The sequence below is a fragment of the Pseudomonas sp. RW10S2 genome, assembly GCF_014268985.1.
In the GTDB taxonomy this organism is placed as follows: Bacteria; Pseudomonadota; Gammaproteobacteria; order Pseudomonadales; family Pseudomonadaceae; genus Aquipseudomonas; species Aquipseudomonas wayambapalatensis.
Map to the genome: position 1 here is coordinate 12,207 of NZ_JABWRO010000070.1, position 16,580 is coordinate 28,786.

Sequence of the window (16,580 nt, forward strand, 5' to 3'; positions counted from 1 at the left end):
ACGACAGTTCCATGCACATGCATTCGGCTACCTGATAATTTTGCTAGTTGTGTCAGGCCTTCAGAGATCGCAAGCTGAAAGCTCACTAACTTGCTGAAGGAATAGCCGATATGCGTGTACTCTCAACCGCACTTCTTGCTCTGTTTATGTCAGGCACTGCACTTGCTGCAACTTGCCCCGAGCCCAAGGACATCAAGGAAGCCTCGACACAATCCACCGAGGATGGCTTCAGTGGCTATCACTACACTTCTGCAGATGGCAAATGGAAAGGCTTTGCGCCGAATGCCGATGACAAGGGCACCAAGGAAGTTCAGCTGGCCTCGTTGAAATTCGTCAACTCGCAGGAAGGTTCGACCTCCACTATTTGTCGCTACACGGACGCCAAAGGCGGAGGCCTGAGTCTTTCAAGCAAGAAATAATAAGAGGGGGGCGCCTAGCGCGCCCTTCTTTTGCGCATTTCTTGGCTCAATCCGTAGCAACAGATGGGTTCGATAGGCTGAGCTCACGCTCCAGCCACTCCACAAACCGCTCGATCAACGCCCCACGCCGCTTGCGTGGCGGCAACACCACGTAATAGCCACGCGACGAACGCAAACTCCCTTCCACTGGCCGGCACAGCAACCCCTGCTCGACCAGCCCGTCGACCAGATGCCCCCAGCCAATCCCGACCCCTTGCCCGGCGATCGCCGCCTGGATCAACAAGGTGTAATTATCGAAGCGCAACTGCCCTGGTGGTGGCGGGCTGACCACGCCGAAACCGCGAAACACCCCCGCCCAGTCGAACCAGCCACTGGCCTGTTCACCGCGTAGATGCAACAAGGGCAATCGTTCCAAAGCCACTGCTGACAAGGGTTTGCCATCAGTCAGCCGAGGGCTGCAAACCGGAAAGACCTCTTCATCGAACAACCAGCGGCTTTCGCCCTGATGAAAGCGCCCGTCGCCAAACAGCACGGCCACATCAATATCGGGGCGCAGCATCCCCTGACTGCGCTCACCGGTCACCAGGCTCACGTCCACCTGTGGATAAGCCTCGTGGAAGCGCTGCAGCCGGGGCATCAGCCAGAAGGCCGCAAAGGCGAAGTCGGTGGCCACCTGCAGCACCTCGTGCTGGCCGCGGCCGCCCGCCTCGGCGATGCCTTCGTCCATCGCCTGCAAGCCCTGGTGGACCTGTTCGAACAGCGACTGGCCCGCATCCGTCAGCTCGATCCCCCGGTAGATCCGGTCGAACAGGCGCGTGCCCAACTGCGCCTCGAGCCGCTTGACCTGCTGGCTCACCGCCGGCTGCGTGGTGCCCAGTTCCAGTGCCGCCGCCGTGAAACCGCGCAGGCGCGCCGCCGCCTCGAACACGCGCAAGCTTTCCAGTGACATGCCCGCAAGGTGCTCAAACATAAGCTCAGCTAATCCCAGTCATTGCCCGCCATGGGCTTTACCCATGTTATCCACAGCCGCATCCTCGATCGCAAGCAATTCACATAACGTTCGACGATGGAAGGGCACCCCATGAAGCAACCCAACATCCTGTTCATCATGGCCGACCAGATGGCCGCGCCTATGCTGCCAATCTACAACCCCTCGCCGATCAGGATGCCGAACCTCGCCCGCCTCGCCGAACAGGCTGTGGTCTTCGATTCGGCCTACTGCAACAGCCCGCTGTGCGCGCCGTCGCGCTTCACCCTGGTGAGCGGCCAGTTGCCCAGCCGCATCGGCGCCTACGACAACGCCGCCGACTTTCCCGCCGACATCCCCACCTACGCCCACTACCTGCGCCGCCTCGGCTACCGCACCGCGCTGTCGGGCAAGATGCATTTCTGCGGCCCCGACCAGTTGCACGGCTATGAAGAGCGCCTGACCAGCGACATCTACCCCGCCGATTACGGCTGGGCGGTGAACTGGGACGCCCCCGACGTGCGCCCGAGCTGGTACCACAACATGTCCTCGGTGCTACAGGCCGGGCCGTGCGTACGCACCAACCAGCTGGATTTCGACGAGGAAGTGGTGTTCAAGGCGCAGCAGTACCTGTACGACCACGTCCGCGAGGATGACGGTCGGCCGTTCTGCCTGACGGTGTCGATGACCCATCCCCACGACCCCTACACCATCCCGCGGCGCTACTGGGATCTCTACGCGTCTGTGGATATCCCGCTGCCGCGCGACGAAATCGCCCAGGACCAGCAAGACCCCCACTCGCAGCGCCTGCTCAAGGTCTACGACCTGTGGGACAAGCCGCTGCCTGTGGACAAGATCCGCGACGCCCGCCGCGCCTACTTCGGCGCCTGCAGCTACATCGACGACAACATCGGCAAGCTGCTGCAGACCCTCGAGGATTGCGGCCTGGCCGACGACACGCTGATCGTGTTCTCCGGCGACCATGGCGACATGCTTGGCGAGCGCGGGCTCTGGTACAAGATGCACTGGTTCGAGATGTCGGCGCGGGTGCCGCTTCTGGTCCATGCGCCCAAGCGTTTCGCCGCGGCGCGGGTCAGCGCCAGCGTGTCCACCTGTGACCTGCTGCCGACCCTGGTCGAGCTGGCAGGCGGGGCTGTGGATAACAGCCTGCACCTGGACGGCCGCTCGCTGCTCGGCCACCTGCAAGGGCAGGGCGGACACGACGAGGTGATCGGCGAATACATGGCCGAGGGTACGGTCGGGCCGCTGATGATGATTCGGCGTGGCGCGTACAAGTTCGTGTACAGCGAAGACGACCCGTGCCTACTCTACGACCTGAGCCGCGACCCGCACGAGCGGGAGAACCTCACCGGCAGCCCGGATCACCAGGGCTTGCTGCAGGCATTTGTCGATGAAGCCAGGCAACGCTGGGACGTTTCCAGCCTGCGCCAGCAGGTGCTCGCCAGCCAACGTCGCCGCCGTCTGGTGGCCGAGGCCCTGGCCATCGGCAAGCTGAAAAGCTGGGACCACCAACCCCTGGTCGACGCCAGCCAACAGTACATGCGCAACCATATCGATCTCGATGACCTCGAGCGCAAGGCACGTTATCCACAGCCCGCACCCATGGATTGAGAAGAGAGGCCGCCATGCAGAAGTTCTCCACCGCCGTGATCGCCCTGGCCCTGGGCCTTGGCGCCCTGACCGCCCAGGCGGCCGACAGCGACACGCAATGCAGCACCGTCAAACTGGCTGACCCCGGCTGGAGCGATATCGCCTCCACCAACGCCATCGCCCGCTTGCTGTTCGAAAGCCTGGGCTACCAGGTGAAGATCGACAGCCTGGCCGTGCCGATCATCTACGGCGGCCTGAAAGATGGCCGCGTGGACGCCTTCCTCGGCAACTGGATGCCAGCGCAGCAGGGCTTTCATGACAAATACATCGCCACCGGCGACGTGAAACAATTGTCGCGCAACCTCGAAGGCACCGAGTTCACCCTGGCAGTGCCCGACTACGTGTGGAATGCCGGTATCAAGGACTTCGCCGACCTGCAGAAACACGCCGAGCAGTTCGACAAGAAACTCTACGGCATCGGCTCCGGCGCGCCGGCCAACCTGTCGCTCAAAGAGATCATCGACACGAACGCGTTCGACCTCGGGCAGTGGAAGCTGATCGAGTCCAGCGAGCAGGCAATGCTGGCGCAGGTCGACCGCGCCGTGAAGAAGAACCAGTTCATCACCTTCCTCGGCTGGACACCGCACCCGATGAACGTGAAGCTGAAGATGCACTACCTCACCGGTGGCGAAAAATGGTTCGGCAGCAGGGGCGAGGTGTTCACCCTGGTGCGCAACGGTTATCCACAGGCGTGCCCGAATGCCGCGAAGCTGCTGGGCAATCTGGTATTTACCCTGGATATGGAGAACGCCATCATGGCCGAGGTTGTGGACAAGAAGGTCAGTTTCGACCAGGCGGCCAAGGCGTGGGTGAAGGCTCATCCACAAGTGCTGCAGGCGTGGCTCGCTGGCGTGAGCAGCAAGGCTGGCGGTGATGGACTGGAGGCCGTCAAGGGCAAACTCTGATTTCTGACTCGCCCGCGAATGCTGTGGTGCATTCACTGACGCATTCGCGGGCAAGCCCGCTCCTACAGTTGGTATGAATCCGCTCCAGACAGGGGCAAAACTCAGGACTGTGAATAACCCATGCCTCGCCTGACCCATCTGCTGCCCTTCCTGACCTGGCTTCCCCGGCAATCCGGCCGCAGCCTGCGCCAGGACCTGCTGGTGGGTCTGAGCGGCGCGATCCTCGCCCTGCCGCAATCCATCGCCTATGCGCTGATTGCCGGCCTGCCCGCCGAATACGGCCTGTATGCGGCCATCGTGCCGGTACTGATCGCCTGCCTGTGGGGGTCGTCCTGGCACCTGATCTGCGGCCCCACCGCCGCCATCTCCATCGTCCTCTACGCCAGCGTCAGCCCGCTGGCCGTGGCCGGCAGCAGCGACTACGTGACCCTCGTCCTCCTGCTGACCTTTCTTGGCGGGGTGTTCCAACTGCTGCTCGGGCTGCTGCGCTTCGGCGCACTGGTCAACTTCGTCTCCCATTCCGTGGTGCTCGGTTTCACCCTGGGTGCCGCCATCGTCATTGCCCTTGGCCAGTTGCCGAATCTGATGGGCATGGACTTGCCCAGCCAGGCCACGGCACTCAAGACCGCCCAGGACCTGTTCGCCCATGCCCGCGAAGTGGACCTGCCCTCGCTGGGGCTGGGCCTGGCCACCTTGCTGATTGGCATCGCCATCAAGCTCGTGCGCCCGCGCTGGCCGGCGCTGTTGATCAGCCTGGTGCTGGTGAGCCTGGTGGCGTGGCTGCTGCCCGGTTACTTCGCCCACGTGCCCCGCGTTCCTGCGTTCAGCGGCCATCTGCCGCCCCTGAGCCCGCTGCCGTTGCTCGACCTGGACCTGATCCTGCGCCTGCTGCCCAGCGCCGTGGCGGTGGGCATGCTCGGGCTGGTCACCAGCCTGTCGATCGCCCGCTCGTTGTCAGCACGTTCGGAACAACTGATCGACGCCGACCAGGAGATCCGCGCCCAGGGCTTTTCCAACATGGGCGGCGCGTTTTTCTCGGGTTACCTGTCGTCAGGTTCGTTCACCCGCTCCGGGCTGAGCTTCGAGGCGGGCGCCCGTTCCCCCATGGCCGGGGTGTTCTCGGCGCTGTGGGTGGCGCTGTTCGCCGTGGCCGGCGCCGGGCTCATCGCTCACCTGCCGATCCCGGCGATGGCCGGCAGCATCCTGCTGATTTGTTGGGGGCTGGTGGATCACCGGGCGATTCGCGCGTTGTTCCGGGTCAGTCGTTCGGAGTTCCTGGTGATGGCGCTGACTGCGGCGGCCACCCTGTTGCTGGAGCTACAGACGGCGATCTACGCGGGAGTACTGGCGTCGCTGTTCTTCTACCTCAAGCGCACCTCGCGGCCGCGGGTGCAGCAGAGCCGTGAAGGGGAGGCGGACGTGCTGCGGGTCGGTGGCTCGATCTTCTTCGGTGCCGCGCATTATCTGCAGGTACGCCTGCAGCGCTGCCAAGGGCCGCATGTGGTGATCGACGCGCGACAGATCAACTTCATCGACTATTCGGGTGTGGATATGTTGCACCGCGAGGCACGGCGGCTGGTACGCAATGGCGGCAGCCTGACCCTGCATCGGGCCAGGCCCCAGGTGGTGGAGGAATTGCAGAAGCTGGAGGGGATCGACGGGTGTCCGATCAGGTTCGAGGAGTAAGTCCTACCCCCGCGCCAACTGCCGCCGCAATTCATCCAGCACTGGCCCGGTCTCAGGCCGAACCCCACGCCAGACATAAAACGCCTCGGCCGCCTGCTCGGCGAGCATTCCCAGCCCATCCAGCACTTTCGCCGCCCCAAGCTTCGTCGCCCACTGGCAGAACGGCGTCGGCTCCTTGCCATACATCATGTCGTAGCACACGGTGCGACCAGCCTCGACCAGGCTCTCGGCAATCGGCGGCAGCTCACCCGACAGGCTTGCCGAAGTAGCGTTGATGATCACGTCCACCGGCTCCTGCAACCAGGCAAAGCCGCTGGCGACCACCGGCCCGAGTTCATCGAACTCGCGCGCCAGCTGCTCGGCCTTTTCCACTGTGCGATTGGCGATCACCAGCGATTGCGGCTTATGCGCCAGGATCGGCTCCAGCACGCCACGCACCGCACCACCGGCGCCGAGAATCAGGATGCGCTTGCCCGCCAGCGTGACCCCGGCATTCACCGTCAGGTCGCGCACCAGGCCTGCGCCATCGGTGTTGTCGCCCTGCAACGTGCCATCGGCCAACAGGGTCAGGGTGTTGACCGCGCCCGCGCGTTGCGCCCGTGGCGTGAGGCTGTCGCACAGGCGGTAGGCTTCTTCCTTGAATGGCACGGTCACGTTGGCGCCGCTGCCCTGCTTGAAGAAGCCGCGGGCGCAGTCGCTGAACTCGTCCAGCGGCGCCAGCAGGGTGCTGTATTCCAGATCCTGGCCGGTCTGCTCGGCGAACAGGCGGTGGATCAGCGGCGACTTGCTGTGGCCGATGGGGTTACCGAAAACGACGTACTGGTCCATGGGGAATCCTCGGTTATCCACAGATTTACTGGCCGAGCCAGTCGCGGTCCTGCAGGAAGTAATCGGTCAGACGCGCCTCCTCGCTGCCAGGGGTGGCCTTCCAGTCGTAGCCCCAACGAACCTGCGGCGGCAACGACATGAGGATCGACTCGGTACGCCCGCCGGATTGCAGGCCGAACAGCGTGCCGCGGTCGTAGACCAGGTTGAATTCGACATAGCGCCCGCGGCGATATTCCTGGAATTCGCGCTGCTGCGCGGTGTAGGGGGTGTCCTTGCGCCGCTGCACGATCGGCAGGTAGGCGTCGATGTAGGCATCGCCGATGGCACGGATGAAGGCGAAGCAGGTGTCGAAATCCCACTCGTTCAGGTCATCGAAGAACAGCCCGCCAATGCCACGGGGTTCGCCGCGGTGCTTGAGGTGGAAGTAGCGGTCGCACCAGGCCTTGTAGCGCGGGTACACGTCGGCACCGAAGGGGGCACAGGCCTGTTCGGCGACGCGGTGCCAGTGGATGCAGTCTTCCTCGTTGCCGTAGTACGGGGTCAGGTCGAAGCCGCCGCCGAACCACCACACCGCTTCTTCGCCCTCTTTCTCGGCGATGAAGAACCGCACATTGGCGTGGGACGTTGGCACATGCGGGTTGTGCGGGTGGATCACCAGCGACACGCCCAGCGCCTCGAAGCCACGGCCGGCCAGCTCCGGACGGTGCGCACTGGCCGACGGTGGCAGGCCGGCGCCGAACACATGGGAGAAGTTGACCCCGCCTTTCTCGATCAGCTTGCCCTCGCCGATCACCCGGGTACGACCGCCGCCGCCAGCATCGCGAACCCAAGCGTCCTCGACGAAGCGGGCGCCGCCGTCCTCGGTTTCGAGGGCGGCGCAGATGCGGTCTTGCAGGTCGAGCAGATAGGCCTTCACGGCCTCGGTGCGGCTGGTCATCGGGTCACCTGGGAGGGGCAGGGAGGAATTCGCCGCGTAGCATACCACCGGCCAGCGCCGCGCCGCAGTTGACGGCAGTCAAGCAAAGGCGTCCGATAGAGGGCCTTTGCGATGACGACAACAGGAGTGTGTGATGGCCAAGCGTATTCAGTTCAGCCAGCATGGCGGCCCGGAAGTCCTGCAGCTCGTGGAATTCGAACCGACACCGCCCGGCCCGCAGCAGGTGCGCGTGCGCAACCATGCGATCGGTCTGAATTTCATCGATACCTATTTCCGTGGCGGGCTCTACGCGCCGCCATCACTGCCTTCTGGCCTGGGCACCGAAGGTGCGGGGGTGGTCGATGCGGTGGGCGAGGGCGTCACCCGCTTGAAGGTCGGCGACCGCGTAGGCTACGGCGGCGGGCCGCTGGGCGCCTATGGCGAATACCACACCCTGCCGGAAGCGAACCTGGTGAAGCTGCCCGACAGCATCAGCTTCGAGCAGGCTGCGGCCGTGATGCTCAAGGGCCTGACCACCCAGTACCTGCTCAAGCAGACCTACGCGGTGCAGCCCGGCGACTTCATTCTGTTCCACGCCGCCGCAGGTGGCGTCGGCTCGCTGGCCTGCCAATGGGCCAAGGCCTTGGGTGCCAAGCTGATCGGCACTGTCAGTTCCGCAGAAAAAGCCGAGCGCGCCAAGGCGCTGGGGGCCTGGGCGACCATCGATTACAGCCATGAAGACGTGGCCAAGCGTGTGCTGGAGCTGACCGAAGGCCAGAAGTGCGCGGTGGTGTACGACGGCGTCGGTGCCGACACCTGGCTGACCTCCCTCGACTGCCTGCGCCCGCGTGGCTTGATGGTGAGCTTCGGCAATGCCTCCGGCGCGGTGAGTGGCGTGAATCTGGGAATTCTGTCGCAGAAGGGCTCGCTGTACGTGACCCGGCCGACCCTGGCCAGCTACGCCAACAACGCCGAGAACACCCAGGCCATGGCCGATGACCTGTTCGCGATGATTGCCAGCGGCAAGTTGGTGGTGGATATCCAGCAGCGGTATCCGCTGGCGGAGGCTGCGAAGGCGCAGGCCGAGTTGTCGGCGCGGCGGACGGTGGGGTCGACGGTGCTGTTGCCCTGAGGTCATGACGGTACAAGTCAAAGCTGGGTAATTCGGCTTGTACCGTAGGCTTTGCTTATCAATCGTAATGAAAACGGCATTGCAATACCGTTAGCTGCCCACCCTCATAGAAATAGACGAGGCGATGCTCTCGGGTAATACGCCGTGACCAGTATCCAGAAAGGTCTCCCTTGAGTGGTTCAGGCTTGCCAGTCCCCTTGAAAGGCGTACGACAGCACTCACGAATGAGTGCATTGATCACCTCGAAAATCGCCGAATCGACTGCTCGCCAGTGGTGATAGTCTTCCCATCCCTCAGCAGTGAACGCAACGCTCACAGAATTTCGCACCTCAATCTTGTTGCGGTGCTTTGACTTCATGTTCATTGATGATCAGCTCATGGGCAGCGGGCTTACCCGACCTATGCTGTTCGACAGATGAGCGCAAGCGCTTGGCATTGGCTGAAGAGCTCAGCAAGTACAGGGTTTCCTGCATGCCGTTGTAGTCCTCAAGAGAAAGCATCACCACGGGCTCGCCACGTTGGCGCGTGATGATTGCCGGCTCGTGGTCACGACATACGTCATCCATCGTTTGTTTCAGATCGGCGCGAGCTTGGCTAAAGGTAATTACGTGCATTGTCCAATCCTTCCCGGATAACAAAGGAGAGCTGAGCGAACATTGTACAATGTAACGTACACATCTCAATGACCTACCATCGGCGTCTTCGTCGCTTGTTCAGGATGGAATGCTTCGCAAAGCCCGAGAAGCTTATTGTCCAAGGGCTGTGCAGAAAACTTCATGCATTCAGCGAAGCGCGTAGTTGTTTTCCGAACCCGTTAAGAGGACTCACCAGGTTTCACTGTCGACTCGATCCCATCCAGCATCGCTTCAACCAGGCCCTCTGCCAGCTCGATGGCATGCAGGCTCGACCAGAACATGCCGCGACCTTCGTCACTCAAGTGGTCAATGGCTTTGATGCCAGTGTCGTAGGCGCAGCGCAGGTAGAGCGCGACGTGGACCAAGGCGTCGTGGGGTTCGATATCGGGGTTGACGGTGAAGAGCGGGGGATGGCCGGCGTCGCAGCGGCCGAAGGGGTGGGCGGTGGTTTTTGGGAGGGGTGGGTCGGGGACTATCTTCTTCACTTTTGATCTCCTGAATAGACCAACCCCCATCCGTTACCACGCGAATGGGTGGCGGCTGCACGCGGGGTGGTAAACCGGGAGGAGACCTCAGACCCGGCAGGCGTAAGCCTCCCGCGCACAGCCACCATGACTGCGGAGATCATCCTCTTCGGGTTACCACACCCGATCGCCAAGTTATTCGGCGACGGTCTGGAGCCTAGAGGTAGACGTTCCCACTGAGAAGGTAATGGCGATCGACAGGCCGCGTAGGATATTTCCCTAAATCAGAAATGTGCAGCCTCAAGGATCAGAATCAGAAAGATCACACCGCTGCTCCGCACGTTGTAGGAGCAACTGTCTTGTTCAAAATCTAAAGGCCAGCCCAATCCCTGTGGAAGCGGCCTTGTGCCGCGATCACCGGCATAGCCGGTGCCATGTATCGCGGTGTTCCTTTCGCGGGCAAGCCCGCTCCTACAAGGTGTGAACAATCACCCCGGCCGCACCACCTCGCCTGTCAACAGGTCGCGAATCACACTCGGATTCCTGCGTCCGCCCAGCGCGCCGCCGAGCACCAGGTCCAGCTCGTTGTGGAAATACTGCTCGACCCGCAACCGGCTCTTGGCCGCCGGCCGCCCGGCAGGATTGGCGGAGGTGGAGATCAGCGGCCCCACCAGCGCGCACAGCTCGCGCACCTGCGGATGATCGCTGACCCGCAGCGCCACCGTATCGTGCTGGCCAGTCACCCACTCGGGCAACAGGTCCTGGTGCGGCACCAGCCAGGTGTTCGGGCCCGGCCAGGTGCTGCCCATGCGATCGATCCAGTCCTGGGGGAATTCCTCGAACAGGAAGTCGAACTGACGGATGTTGTCGGCGACCAGGATCAGGCCTTTATCCACAGGGCGTGACTTGAGCGCCAACAGGCGGTACACCGCGTCTTCGTTCCACGGGTCGCAGCCCAGGCCCCAGACCGCTTCCGTCGGATAGGCGATCACCGCACCCGCCTTCACCTCACGCGCGGCTTGTTGCACACGCCAACTGCTCACCATTGCTGTCTCTCCGCTTTAAGCCTGATGCGCAGTGTACTTAGGCGGAACGGGCAAACCAACGTCCGGCTTCACTGCTCACCCGCCCTTCGAGTTCGAGCTCGGTCAGACTGGCCAGTACCTGGGCCAGTGGCAGCCCGCTGCTGTGGGCCAGGCCCTCGCTGGTCTGTGGAGCGGCATGCAGCAACGCCAGCAGTGGATGACCCGGCTTCTCCACAGACGCGGGAGGCAGGTTCTGCCAACCGCGCAGGCTGTCGAGGATCTGCCCGACACTCTCCACCAGCAGCGCACCATCGCGAATCAGTTGATGGCAGCCCTTGGCGCCAGGGTGGTGAATGGAGCCGGGAATCGCGTACACCTCCCGACCCTGTTCGGCTGCCAGCCGGGCGGTGATCAACGAACCACTGGCCAGGCCGGCCTCCACCACCAGCACGCCGAGCGACAGGCCGCTGATGATGCGGTTGCGCCGCGGGAAGTTACCGGCCAGTGGCCCGGCGTCCAGCGGGTACTCCGAAACCAGCGCGCTGCCGTTGTCGATCATGGCCCGTGCCAAGTCGCGATGGCGCTGTGGATAAAGTTTTTGCAACCCCGTGCCGAGCACCCCGATCGTGTGGCCGCCGGCGTTCAACGCAGCCCGATGAGCGGCGCCGTCGACACCCAGTGCCAAGCCGCTGGTGATGGTGAACCCGGCCTGAGCCAGGCAACGGGAAAACGCACCGGCCGTATCCAGCGCCGGGGGTGACGCACGCCTGCTGCCGACGATCGCCAACTGCGGCCGTTCGAGCAAGGCAGGGTCGCCGGCGACGAAAAGCAAAGGCGGCGGATCATCTATCTCGGCCAGCAATGCCGGGTATCCAGGGCCGTCCCACATCAGTAAACACTGGCCCGGACGCTCTAGCCAGGCCATTGCAGCCAATGCGCCATCGCGTACTTGCGCACTGCGCCGGGCGTCTATACTGGAAGCCTTCAGGCCCAGAGCACGCCAGGCGCTGGCCGGGGCACTGAGTGCCGAAGAGGCACTGCCGAATGCTTCGATGAGGGTATGGAAACGACGCAAGCCAATATCGGGAAGGCGATGCAGACGCAGCCGCGCCTCCAGTTCCGCTGGAGTGCAAGGCGACGAACGGGATGGGTTCATGGTGGATCATCCTTGATCGGCAGGAGGCCAATAAGCGGGCACATCCTGTGGATAACTTTGTGGGTAACACTTTGAAAAGCTGTCGACTGAAACGCCAGCTATCAAGCTCATAGAGACCCTAGCCAAGCTTCCCAGGTGCCGAACGCTCCATTTCCCTTTATTATGTGTGCTCAGTTTTCAACCAAACGCACAGTGACTGCCTGACCCTATGGCCATCTTGAACATCCTCGAATTCCCCGACCCGCGCCTGCGCACCCTCGCCAAACCGGTAACGGAGTTCGACGACGCCCTGCACCAGCTGATCGACGACATGTTTGAAACCATGTACGAAGCGCCCGGCATCGGCCTGGCCGCGACCCAGGTCAACGTGCACAAGCAGGTCGTGGTGATGGATCTTTCCGAAGATCGCAGCGAGCCGCGGGTGTTCATCAACCCCAGCGTCGAAGAGCTGACCCACGACATGGGCCAGTACCAGGAAGGCTGCCTGTCGGTGCCAGGCTTCTACGAGAACGTCGACCGCCCGCTGCGCGTGCGGGTCAAGGCCCAGGATCGCGACGGCAATCCCTTCGAGCTCGAGGCCGAAGGCCTGCTGGCGGTGTGCGTGCAGCACGAGTTCGATCACCTCAACGGCAAGCTGTTCGTCGACTACCTGTCTCAGCTCAAACGCGACCGGATCAAGAAGAAGCTGGAAAAGCAGCACCGCCAGCAAGCCTGATCCCCACCTTCCAGAAGGCTTGCTCCGGCAAGCCTTTTTCTTTTTTGAAGCGAGAACTCCATGCGCATCGTCTTCGCAGGCACCCCAGAGTTTGCCGCCGAACACCTCAAGGCCCTGCTCGACAGCCCGTACGAAATCGTGGCCGTCTACACCCAGCCCGACCGTCCCGCCGGCCGGGGCCAGAAGCTCATGCCGAGCGCGGTCAAGGCGTTGGCCGTGGCCCACGACATTCCGGTGCTGCAACCGCCGACCCTGCGCAACGCCGAAGCCCAGGCCGAACTGGCCGCGCTCGCGCCTGACCTGATGGTGGTGGTCGCCTATGGCCTGATCCTGCCGCAGGCGGTGCTGGATATTCCCCGCCTTGGCTGCATCAACAGCCATGCCTCGCTGTTGCCTCGCTGGCGCGGTGCGGCGCCGATCCAGCGCGCCGTGGAGGCGGGCGACGCCGAAAGCGGTGTGACGGTGATGCGCATGGAAGCGGGCCTGGACACCGGCCCCATGCTGCTCAAGGTCAGCACGCCGATCAGCGCCGAAGACACCGGCGGCAGCCTGCATGATCGCCTTGCCCAGATGGGCCCGGGCGCCGTGGTTCAAGCCATCGCCGGCCTTGCCGACGGCAGCTTGCAGGGCGAGGTGCAGGACGACGCCCTGGCCACTTATGCGCACAAGCTGAACAAGGACGAGGCACGCCTGGACTGGAACCGTCCGGCGCTGGAGCTGGAACGCCTGATCCGCGCCTTCAACCCGTGGCCGGTGTGCCACAGCACCCTCGACGGCGAAACCGTGAAGGTGCTGGGCGCGAACTTGTCCACAGGCAACGGCGCTCCGGGCGAGATCCTGTCCGCCAGCAAGGACGGCCTGGTGGTCGCCTGCGCTGACGGCGCCCTGAGCCTGACGCGCCTGCAACTGCCCGGTGGCAAGGCCCTGGCCTTTAGCGACCTGTTCAACAGCCGCCGCGAGAAGTTCGCAAGCGGCAAGGTGCTCGGCCAATGAACCCACGCCTGGCTGCCGCCCGCGCCCTTGCGGCCGTACTCAGCGGCAAGGCTTCGCTGAACAGCTCGCTGCCCGCGCAACTGGACAAGGTCGAGGAGCGCGATCGCGGCCTGACCCAGGACCTGGCCTTCGGCACCGCCCGCTGGCAACCACGCCTGGACCTGCTTGCCGCACAACTGCTGCAGAAGCCGTTCAAGGCCGCCGACGCCGATGTGCAGGCGCTGCTGCTGGTCGGCCTGTACCAGCTGTTCTACACACGCATTCCGGCCCACGCCGCCATCGGCGAAACCGTCGGCTGCGCCGACAAGCTCAAGAAGCCTTGGGCAAAGGGCCTGCTCAACGCCGTGCTGCGCCGCGCCCAGCGTGAGGGCGAGGAACTGCTCGCCAGCCTGGAGCGCGACCCGGTGGTCCGCACCGCGCACCCGCGCTGGCTGCAGAAGTCGCTCAAGGCGTTCTGGCCGGAGCAATGGGAAGCCATCTGCGCCGCCAACAACGCCCACCCGCCGATGATCCTGCGGGTCAACCGCCGTCATCACAGCCGTGATGCGTACCTGGCGCTGCTGGCTGATGCTGGCATCGGCGCCAGCGCTTGCCCGTTCAGCCGCGATGGCATCGTGCTGGCCGAAGCCTGCGATGTGCGCAGCCTGCCGGGCTTCGCCGACGGCTGGATCAGCGTGCAGGACGAAGCCGCACAGCTGTCGGCCGACCTGCTGGAGCTGGCCCCCGGCCAACGTGTGCTCGATGCCTGCTGCGCCCCGGGCGGCAAGACCTGCCACCTGCTCGAAGCCGAACCGGGCCTGGCGCAGATGGTCGCCATCGACCTGGAGGCCAAGCGCCTGGCGCGGGTGCGCGAAAACCTCGACCGGCTGCAGCTCGATGCCGAGCTGATCGCCTGTGATGCCCGCGATACCGCCAGCTGGTGGGACGGCAAGCCGTTCCAGCGCATCCTGCTCGATGCGCCGTGCTCGGCCACAGGCGTGATCCGCCGCCACCCGGACATCAAGCTGACCCGTCAGGCCGAGGACATCCCGGCCCTGGCCGCACTGCAGGGAGAGCTGCTCGATGCGCTGTGGCCAACACTCGAAGTCGGCGGCATGCTGCTCTACGCCACCTGCTCGAGCCTGCCGACCGAGAACACCGACGTGATAGACGCCTTCCTCGCCCGCACCCCCGGTGCCCGTGAGCTCGACCTGGCGACCGAGGCCGGCCTGCGCCAGCCCCACGGCCGCCAGCTACTGGCCCAGGAAGGCGGCCACGACGGCTTTTACTATGCCAAGCTGATCAAGATCGCCGCCTCGCGCGGATAAGAACAAAAGGTAGGGAGTAGCGGATGAAGATCATCATCCTCGGCGCAGGCCAGGTAGGCGGTACGCTGGCCGAACACCTGGCGAGCGAAGCCAACGACATCACGGTGGTCGACACCGATGGCGAGCGCTTGCGTGACCTGGGCGACCGCCTCGACATCCGCACCGTGCAGGGCCGCGCCTCGCTGCCCACGGTACTGCGCCAGGCCGGCGCCGATGATGCCGACATGCTGGTGGCAGTGACCAACAGCGACGAGACCAACATGGTCGCCTGCCAGGTGGCCTATTCGCTGTTCCACACCCCGACCAAGATCGCCCGGGTGCGCGAATCCTCCTACCTCAGCCGCGAGGAGCTGTTCGACAACGACCACATTCCGGTGGACGTGCTGATCAGCCCCGAGCAGGTGGTGACCAACTACATCAAGCGTCTGATCGAGCACCCCGGCGCCCTGCAGGTGATCGACTTCGCCGAGGGCAAGGCCCAGTTGGTGGCGGTCAAGGCCTACTACGGCGGCCCGCTGGTGGGTCAGCAACTGCGCCAGATCCGCGCGCACATGCCCAATGTCGATACCCGCGTGGCTGCGATCTTCCGCCGCGACCGGCCCATCAAGCCCCATGGCGACACGGTGATCGAGGCCGACGACGAAGTGTTCTTCATCGCCGCGAAGAAGGACATTCGTGCAGTGATGGGCGAGCTGCGGCGTATCGACGAGACCAACAAGCGGGTGGTCATCGCCGGTGGCGGGCAGATCGGCGAACGCCTGGCCGAAGCCATCGAAAGCCGCTACCAGGTGAAGATCATCGAGATGAGCCCGGCACGCTGCCGGCATCTTTCGGACAACCTCGAAAGCACCGTGGTCCTGCAGGGCAGCGCATCGGACAAAGACCTGATGCTCGAAGAAAACATCGCCGAGGCCGACATCTTCCTGGCCCTGACCAACGACGACGAGGCCAACATCATGTCGTCGCTGCTGGCCAAGCGCCTGGGTGCCCGCAAGGTGATGACGCTGATCAACAACCCGGCCTACGTCGACCTGGTGCAGGGCGGCGACATCGACATCGCCATCAGCCCGCAGTTGGCAACCATAGGCACGCTGCTGGCCCATGTGCGCCGTGGCGATATCGTCAGCGTGCACTCGCTGCGTCGCGGTGCAGCGGAAGCCATCGAGGCAGTCGCCCATGGTGATTCGAAGTCGAGCAAGGTGATCGGCAAGGCCATCGAAGACATCGCCCTGCCGCCCGGCACCACCATCGGCGCGATCATTCGCGACGAAGAGGTGCTGATCGCCCACGACGACACGGTGATCGAGGCGGGAGACCATGTGATCCTGTTCGTTGTGGATAAAAAGCACATTCGCGATGTGGAGAAGCTGTTCCACGTCGGCTTGAGTTTCTTCTAGGAGAAGACGGCATGCGCGAATCGCTGGAAAAGATGCTGGCCAAGGGTGTGGATAACCCGCTGCTGAGATTCGGCCTGGGCAAGGCCTGGCTGGATGAGGGCAAGGGCGCCGAAGCAGCGGTGCACCTGGCGAGTTGCGTCGAGCAGGACCCGAAGTACTCGGCAGCGTGGAAACTGTTGGGCAAGGCGTATCAGCTCGAAGGCGACATCGCTGCGGCGCGCAAGGCGTGGGAGGAGGGGATCGTTGCGGCGCAGGCCCATGGCGACAAGCAGGCCGAGAAAGAAATGGCCGTGTTCCTGAAAAAGCTGAACAAAGCCTGACAGACGCCGCGGTCCTTGTAGGAGCGGCGGTTCGCCGCTGCGAC

General features: G+C 63.8%; 18 protein-coding genes. 10 read left to right on the forward strand and 8 right to left on the reverse strand.

All coding sequences use genetic code 11. The features are described 5' to 3' along the window. Positions 1 to 110 precede the first annotated feature (110 nt). Positions 111 to 419: a DUF3757 domain-containing protein gene (locus HU729_RS15935; protein WP_186670010.1), complete on the forward strand. Its 309-nt coding sequence runs from the start codon at positions 111 to 113 to the stop codon at positions 417 to 419. A gap of 46 nt (positions 420 to 465) precedes the next feature. Here the strand turns inward: HU729_RS15935 and HU729_RS15940 are convergent, their stop codons facing one another. Next, the gene (locus tag HU729_RS15940) at positions 466 to 1,389 is read right to left on the reverse strand and encodes a LysR family transcriptional regulator (protein WP_186710936.1); all 924 of its coding nucleotides are present in this window, start codon (positions 1,387 to 1,389) and stop codon (positions 466 to 468) included. A 111-nt stretch (positions 1,390 to 1,500) separates the two neighbouring features. On the opposite strand from HU729_RS15940, the gene betC reads away from it, so the two are divergent. The 3 genes from betC (at position 1,501) to HU729_RS15955 (ending at position 5,648) form a co-directional block, all read left to right on the forward strand. Next, entirely contained in the window at positions 1,501 to 3,018 is a 1,518-nt protein-coding gene (betC, locus tag HU729_RS15945; RefSeq protein WP_186710937.1) for a choline-sulfatase, read from the forward strand. A gap of 14 nt (positions 3,019 to 3,032) precedes the next feature. Then, a complete protein-coding gene (gene choX / locus HU729_RS15950; RefSeq protein WP_186710938.1) occupies positions 3,033 to 3,962 on the forward strand; it encodes a choline ABC transporter substrate-binding protein in 930 nt (309 codons plus the stop codon). A gap of 120 nt (positions 3,963 to 4,082) precedes the next feature. After that, the gene (locus HU729_RS15955; RefSeq protein ID WP_186670014.1) at positions 4,083 to 5,648 is read left to right on the forward strand and encodes a SulP family inorganic anion transporter; all 1,566 of its coding nucleotides are present in this window, start codon (positions 4,083 to 4,085) and stop codon (positions 5,646 to 5,648) included. A 3-nt stretch (positions 5,649 to 5,651) separates the two neighbouring features. Here HU729_RS15955 and aroE read toward each other — a convergent pair whose 3' ends face one another. Next, positions 5,652 to 6,476 carry a shikimate dehydrogenase gene (aroE, locus tag HU729_RS15960; protein WP_065864669.1) on the reverse strand — a complete coding sequence of 275 codons (825 nt, stop codon included), beginning with the start codon at positions 6,474 to 6,476 and terminating at the stop codon, positions 5,652 to 5,654. A 25-nt stretch (positions 6,477 to 6,501) separates the two neighbouring features. Continuing rightward, positions 6,502 to 7,413 (reverse strand): oxygen-dependent coproporphyrinogen oxidase, encoded by a 912-nt coding sequence (gene hemF / locus HU729_RS15965; RefSeq protein WP_186710939.1) that lies wholly within the window; start codon positions 7,411 to 7,413, stop codon positions 6,502 to 6,504. 133 nt (positions 7,414 to 7,546) lie between these two features. Here hemF and HU729_RS15970 point away from each other — a divergent pair, with 133 nt between their 5' ends. Next, positions 7,547 to 8,524 carry an NADPH:quinone reductase gene (locus HU729_RS15970; RefSeq protein ID WP_186710940.1) on the forward strand — a complete coding sequence of 326 codons (978 nt, stop codon included), beginning with the start codon at positions 7,547 to 7,549 and terminating at the stop codon, positions 8,522 to 8,524. A 58-nt stretch (positions 8,525 to 8,582) separates the two neighbouring features. On the opposite strand, the gene HU729_RS15975 is transcribed toward HU729_RS15970, so the two are convergent. The 5 genes from HU729_RS15975 to dprA all read right to left on the reverse strand — a co-directional run bounded on the left by HU729_RS15975 (position 8,583) and on the right by dprA (position 11,804). Continuing rightward, positions 8,583 to 8,888, reverse strand: a complete 306-nt coding sequence (locus tag HU729_RS15975) for a Txe/YoeB family addiction module toxin (RefSeq protein WP_186670019.1) — start codon at positions 8,886 to 8,888, stop codon at positions 8,583 to 8,585. Next, positions 8,854 to 9,138: a type II toxin-antitoxin system prevent-host-death family antitoxin gene (locus HU729_RS15980; protein WP_186670021.1), complete on the reverse strand. Its 285-nt coding sequence runs from the start codon at positions 9,136 to 9,138 to the stop codon at positions 8,854 to 8,856. Before HU729_RS15980 ends, HU729_RS15975 begins: the two co-directional genes overlap by 35 nt. 200 nt (positions 9,139 to 9,338) lie before the next feature. Further along, positions 9,339 to 9,644, reverse strand: a complete 306-nt coding sequence (locus tag HU729_RS15985; protein ID WP_186721116.1) for a hypothetical protein — start codon at positions 9,642 to 9,644, stop codon at positions 9,339 to 9,341. A 467-nt stretch (positions 9,645 to 10,111) separates the two neighbouring features. Further along, positions 10,112 to 10,669, reverse strand: coding sequence for a Sua5/YciO/YrdC/YwlC family protein (locus HU729_RS15990; protein WP_186670231.1), 558 nt, complete (start codon positions 10,667 to 10,669; stop codon positions 10,112 to 10,114). A 37-nt stretch (positions 10,670 to 10,706) separates the two neighbouring features. Further along, positions 10,707 to 11,804: a DNA-processing protein DprA gene (gene dprA / locus HU729_RS15995; protein ID WP_186710942.1), complete on the reverse strand. Its 1,098-nt coding sequence runs from the start codon at positions 11,802 to 11,804 to the stop codon at positions 10,707 to 10,709. A 208-nt stretch (positions 11,805 to 12,012) separates the two neighbouring features. On the opposite strand from dprA, the gene def reads away from it, so the two are divergent. The 5 genes from def to HU729_RS16020 are packed head-to-tail and all read left to right on the forward strand — an operon-like array spanning position 12,013 to position 16,536. Continuing rightward, positions 12,013 to 12,519, forward strand: coding sequence for a peptide deformylase (gene def, locus HU729_RS16000; protein WP_186670224.1), 507 nt, complete (start codon positions 12,013 to 12,015; stop codon positions 12,517 to 12,519). A gap of 60 nt (positions 12,520 to 12,579) precedes the next feature. Further along, complete coding sequence (gene fmt, locus HU729_RS16005; protein ID WP_186710943.1) at positions 12,580 to 13,512, forward strand: methionyl-tRNA formyltransferase; 933 nt, start codon at positions 12,580 to 12,582, stop codon at positions 13,510 to 13,512. Then, complete coding sequence (gene rsmB, locus HU729_RS16010; protein ID WP_186710944.1) at positions 13,509 to 14,819, forward strand: 16S rRNA (cytosine(967)-C(5))-methyltransferase RsmB; 1,311 nt, start codon at positions 13,509 to 13,511, stop codon at positions 14,817 to 14,819. The genes fmt and rsmB overlap by 4 nt, the downstream gene beginning before the upstream one ends. A 23-nt stretch (positions 14,820 to 14,842) precedes the next feature. Continuing rightward, on the forward strand, positions 14,843 to 16,216 hold the full coding sequence (gene trkA / locus HU729_RS16015; RefSeq protein ID WP_186670218.1) for a Trk system potassium transporter TrkA: 1,374 nt from the start codon (positions 14,843 to 14,845) through the stop codon (positions 16,214 to 16,216). An 11-nt stretch (positions 16,217 to 16,227) separates the two neighbouring features. Continuing rightward, positions 16,228 to 16,536 (forward strand): tetratricopeptide repeat protein, encoded by a 309-nt coding sequence (locus HU729_RS16020; RefSeq protein ID WP_186670216.1) that lies wholly within the window; start codon positions 16,228 to 16,230, stop codon positions 16,534 to 16,536. Positions 16,537 to 16,580: the final 44 nt, after the last annotated feature.

Excerpts from the sequence above, each read along its gene's own strand:
- HU729_RS15990 (WP_186670231.1), bottom strand. The coding sequence starts at position 10,669 with ATGGTGAGCAGTTGGCGTGTGCAACAAGCCGCGCGTGAGGTGAAGGCG.
- trkA (WP_186670218.1), top strand. The coding sequence starts at position 14,843 with ATGAAGATCATCATCCTCGGCGCAGGCCAGGTAGGCGGTACGCTGGCC.
- choX (WP_186710938.1), top strand. The coding sequence starts at position 3,033 with ATGCAGAAGTTCTCCACCGCCGTGATCGCCCTGGCCCTGGGCCTTGGC.
- aroE (WP_065864669.1), bottom strand. The coding sequence starts at position 6,476 with ATGGACCAGTACGTCGTTTTCGGTAACCCCATCGGCCACAGCAAGTCG.
- dprA (WP_186710942.1), bottom strand. The coding sequence starts at position 11,804 with ATGAACCCATCCCGTTCGTCGCCTTGCACTCCAGCGGAACTGGAGGCG.
- HU729_RS15940 (WP_186710936.1), bottom strand. The coding sequence starts at position 1,389 with ATGTTTGAGCACCTTGCGGGCATGTCACTGGAAAGCTTGCGCGTGTTC.
- HU729_RS15975 (WP_186670019.1), bottom strand. The coding sequence starts at position 8,888 with ATGAACATGAAGTCAAAGCACCGCAACAAGATTGAGGTGCGAAATTCT.
- hemF (WP_186710939.1), bottom strand. The coding sequence starts at position 7,413 with ATGACCAGCCGCACCGAGGCCGTGAAGGCCTATCTGCTCGACCTGCAA.
- fmt (WP_186710943.1), top strand. The coding sequence starts at position 12,580 with ATGCGCATCGTCTTCGCAGGCACCCCAGAGTTTGCCGCCGAACACCTC.
- betC (WP_186710937.1), top strand. The coding sequence starts at position 1,501 with ATGAAGCAACCCAACATCCTGTTCATCATGGCCGACCAGATGGCCGCG.
- HU729_RS15955 (WP_186670014.1), top strand. The coding sequence starts at position 4,083 with ATGCCTCGCCTGACCCATCTGCTGCCCTTCCTGACCTGGCTTCCCCGG.
- HU729_RS15935 (WP_186670010.1), top strand. The coding sequence starts at position 111 with ATGCGTGTACTCTCAACCGCACTTCTTGCTCTGTTTATGTCAGGCACT.
- def (WP_186670224.1), top strand. The coding sequence starts at position 12,013 with ATGGCCATCTTGAACATCCTCGAATTCCCCGACCCGCGCCTGCGCACC.
- rsmB (WP_186710944.1), top strand. The coding sequence starts at position 13,509 with ATGAACCCACGCCTGGCTGCCGCCCGCGCCCTTGCGGCCGTACTCAGC.
- HU729_RS15980 (WP_186670021.1), bottom strand. The coding sequence starts at position 9,138 with ATGCACGTAATTACCTTTAGCCAAGCTCGCGCCGATCTGAAACAAACG.
- HU729_RS16020 (WP_186670216.1), top strand. The coding sequence starts at position 16,228 with ATGCGCGAATCGCTGGAAAAGATGCTGGCCAAGGGTGTGGATAACCCG.
- HU729_RS15970 (WP_186710940.1), top strand. The coding sequence starts at position 7,547 with ATGGCCAAGCGTATTCAGTTCAGCCAGCATGGCGGCCCGGAAGTCCTG.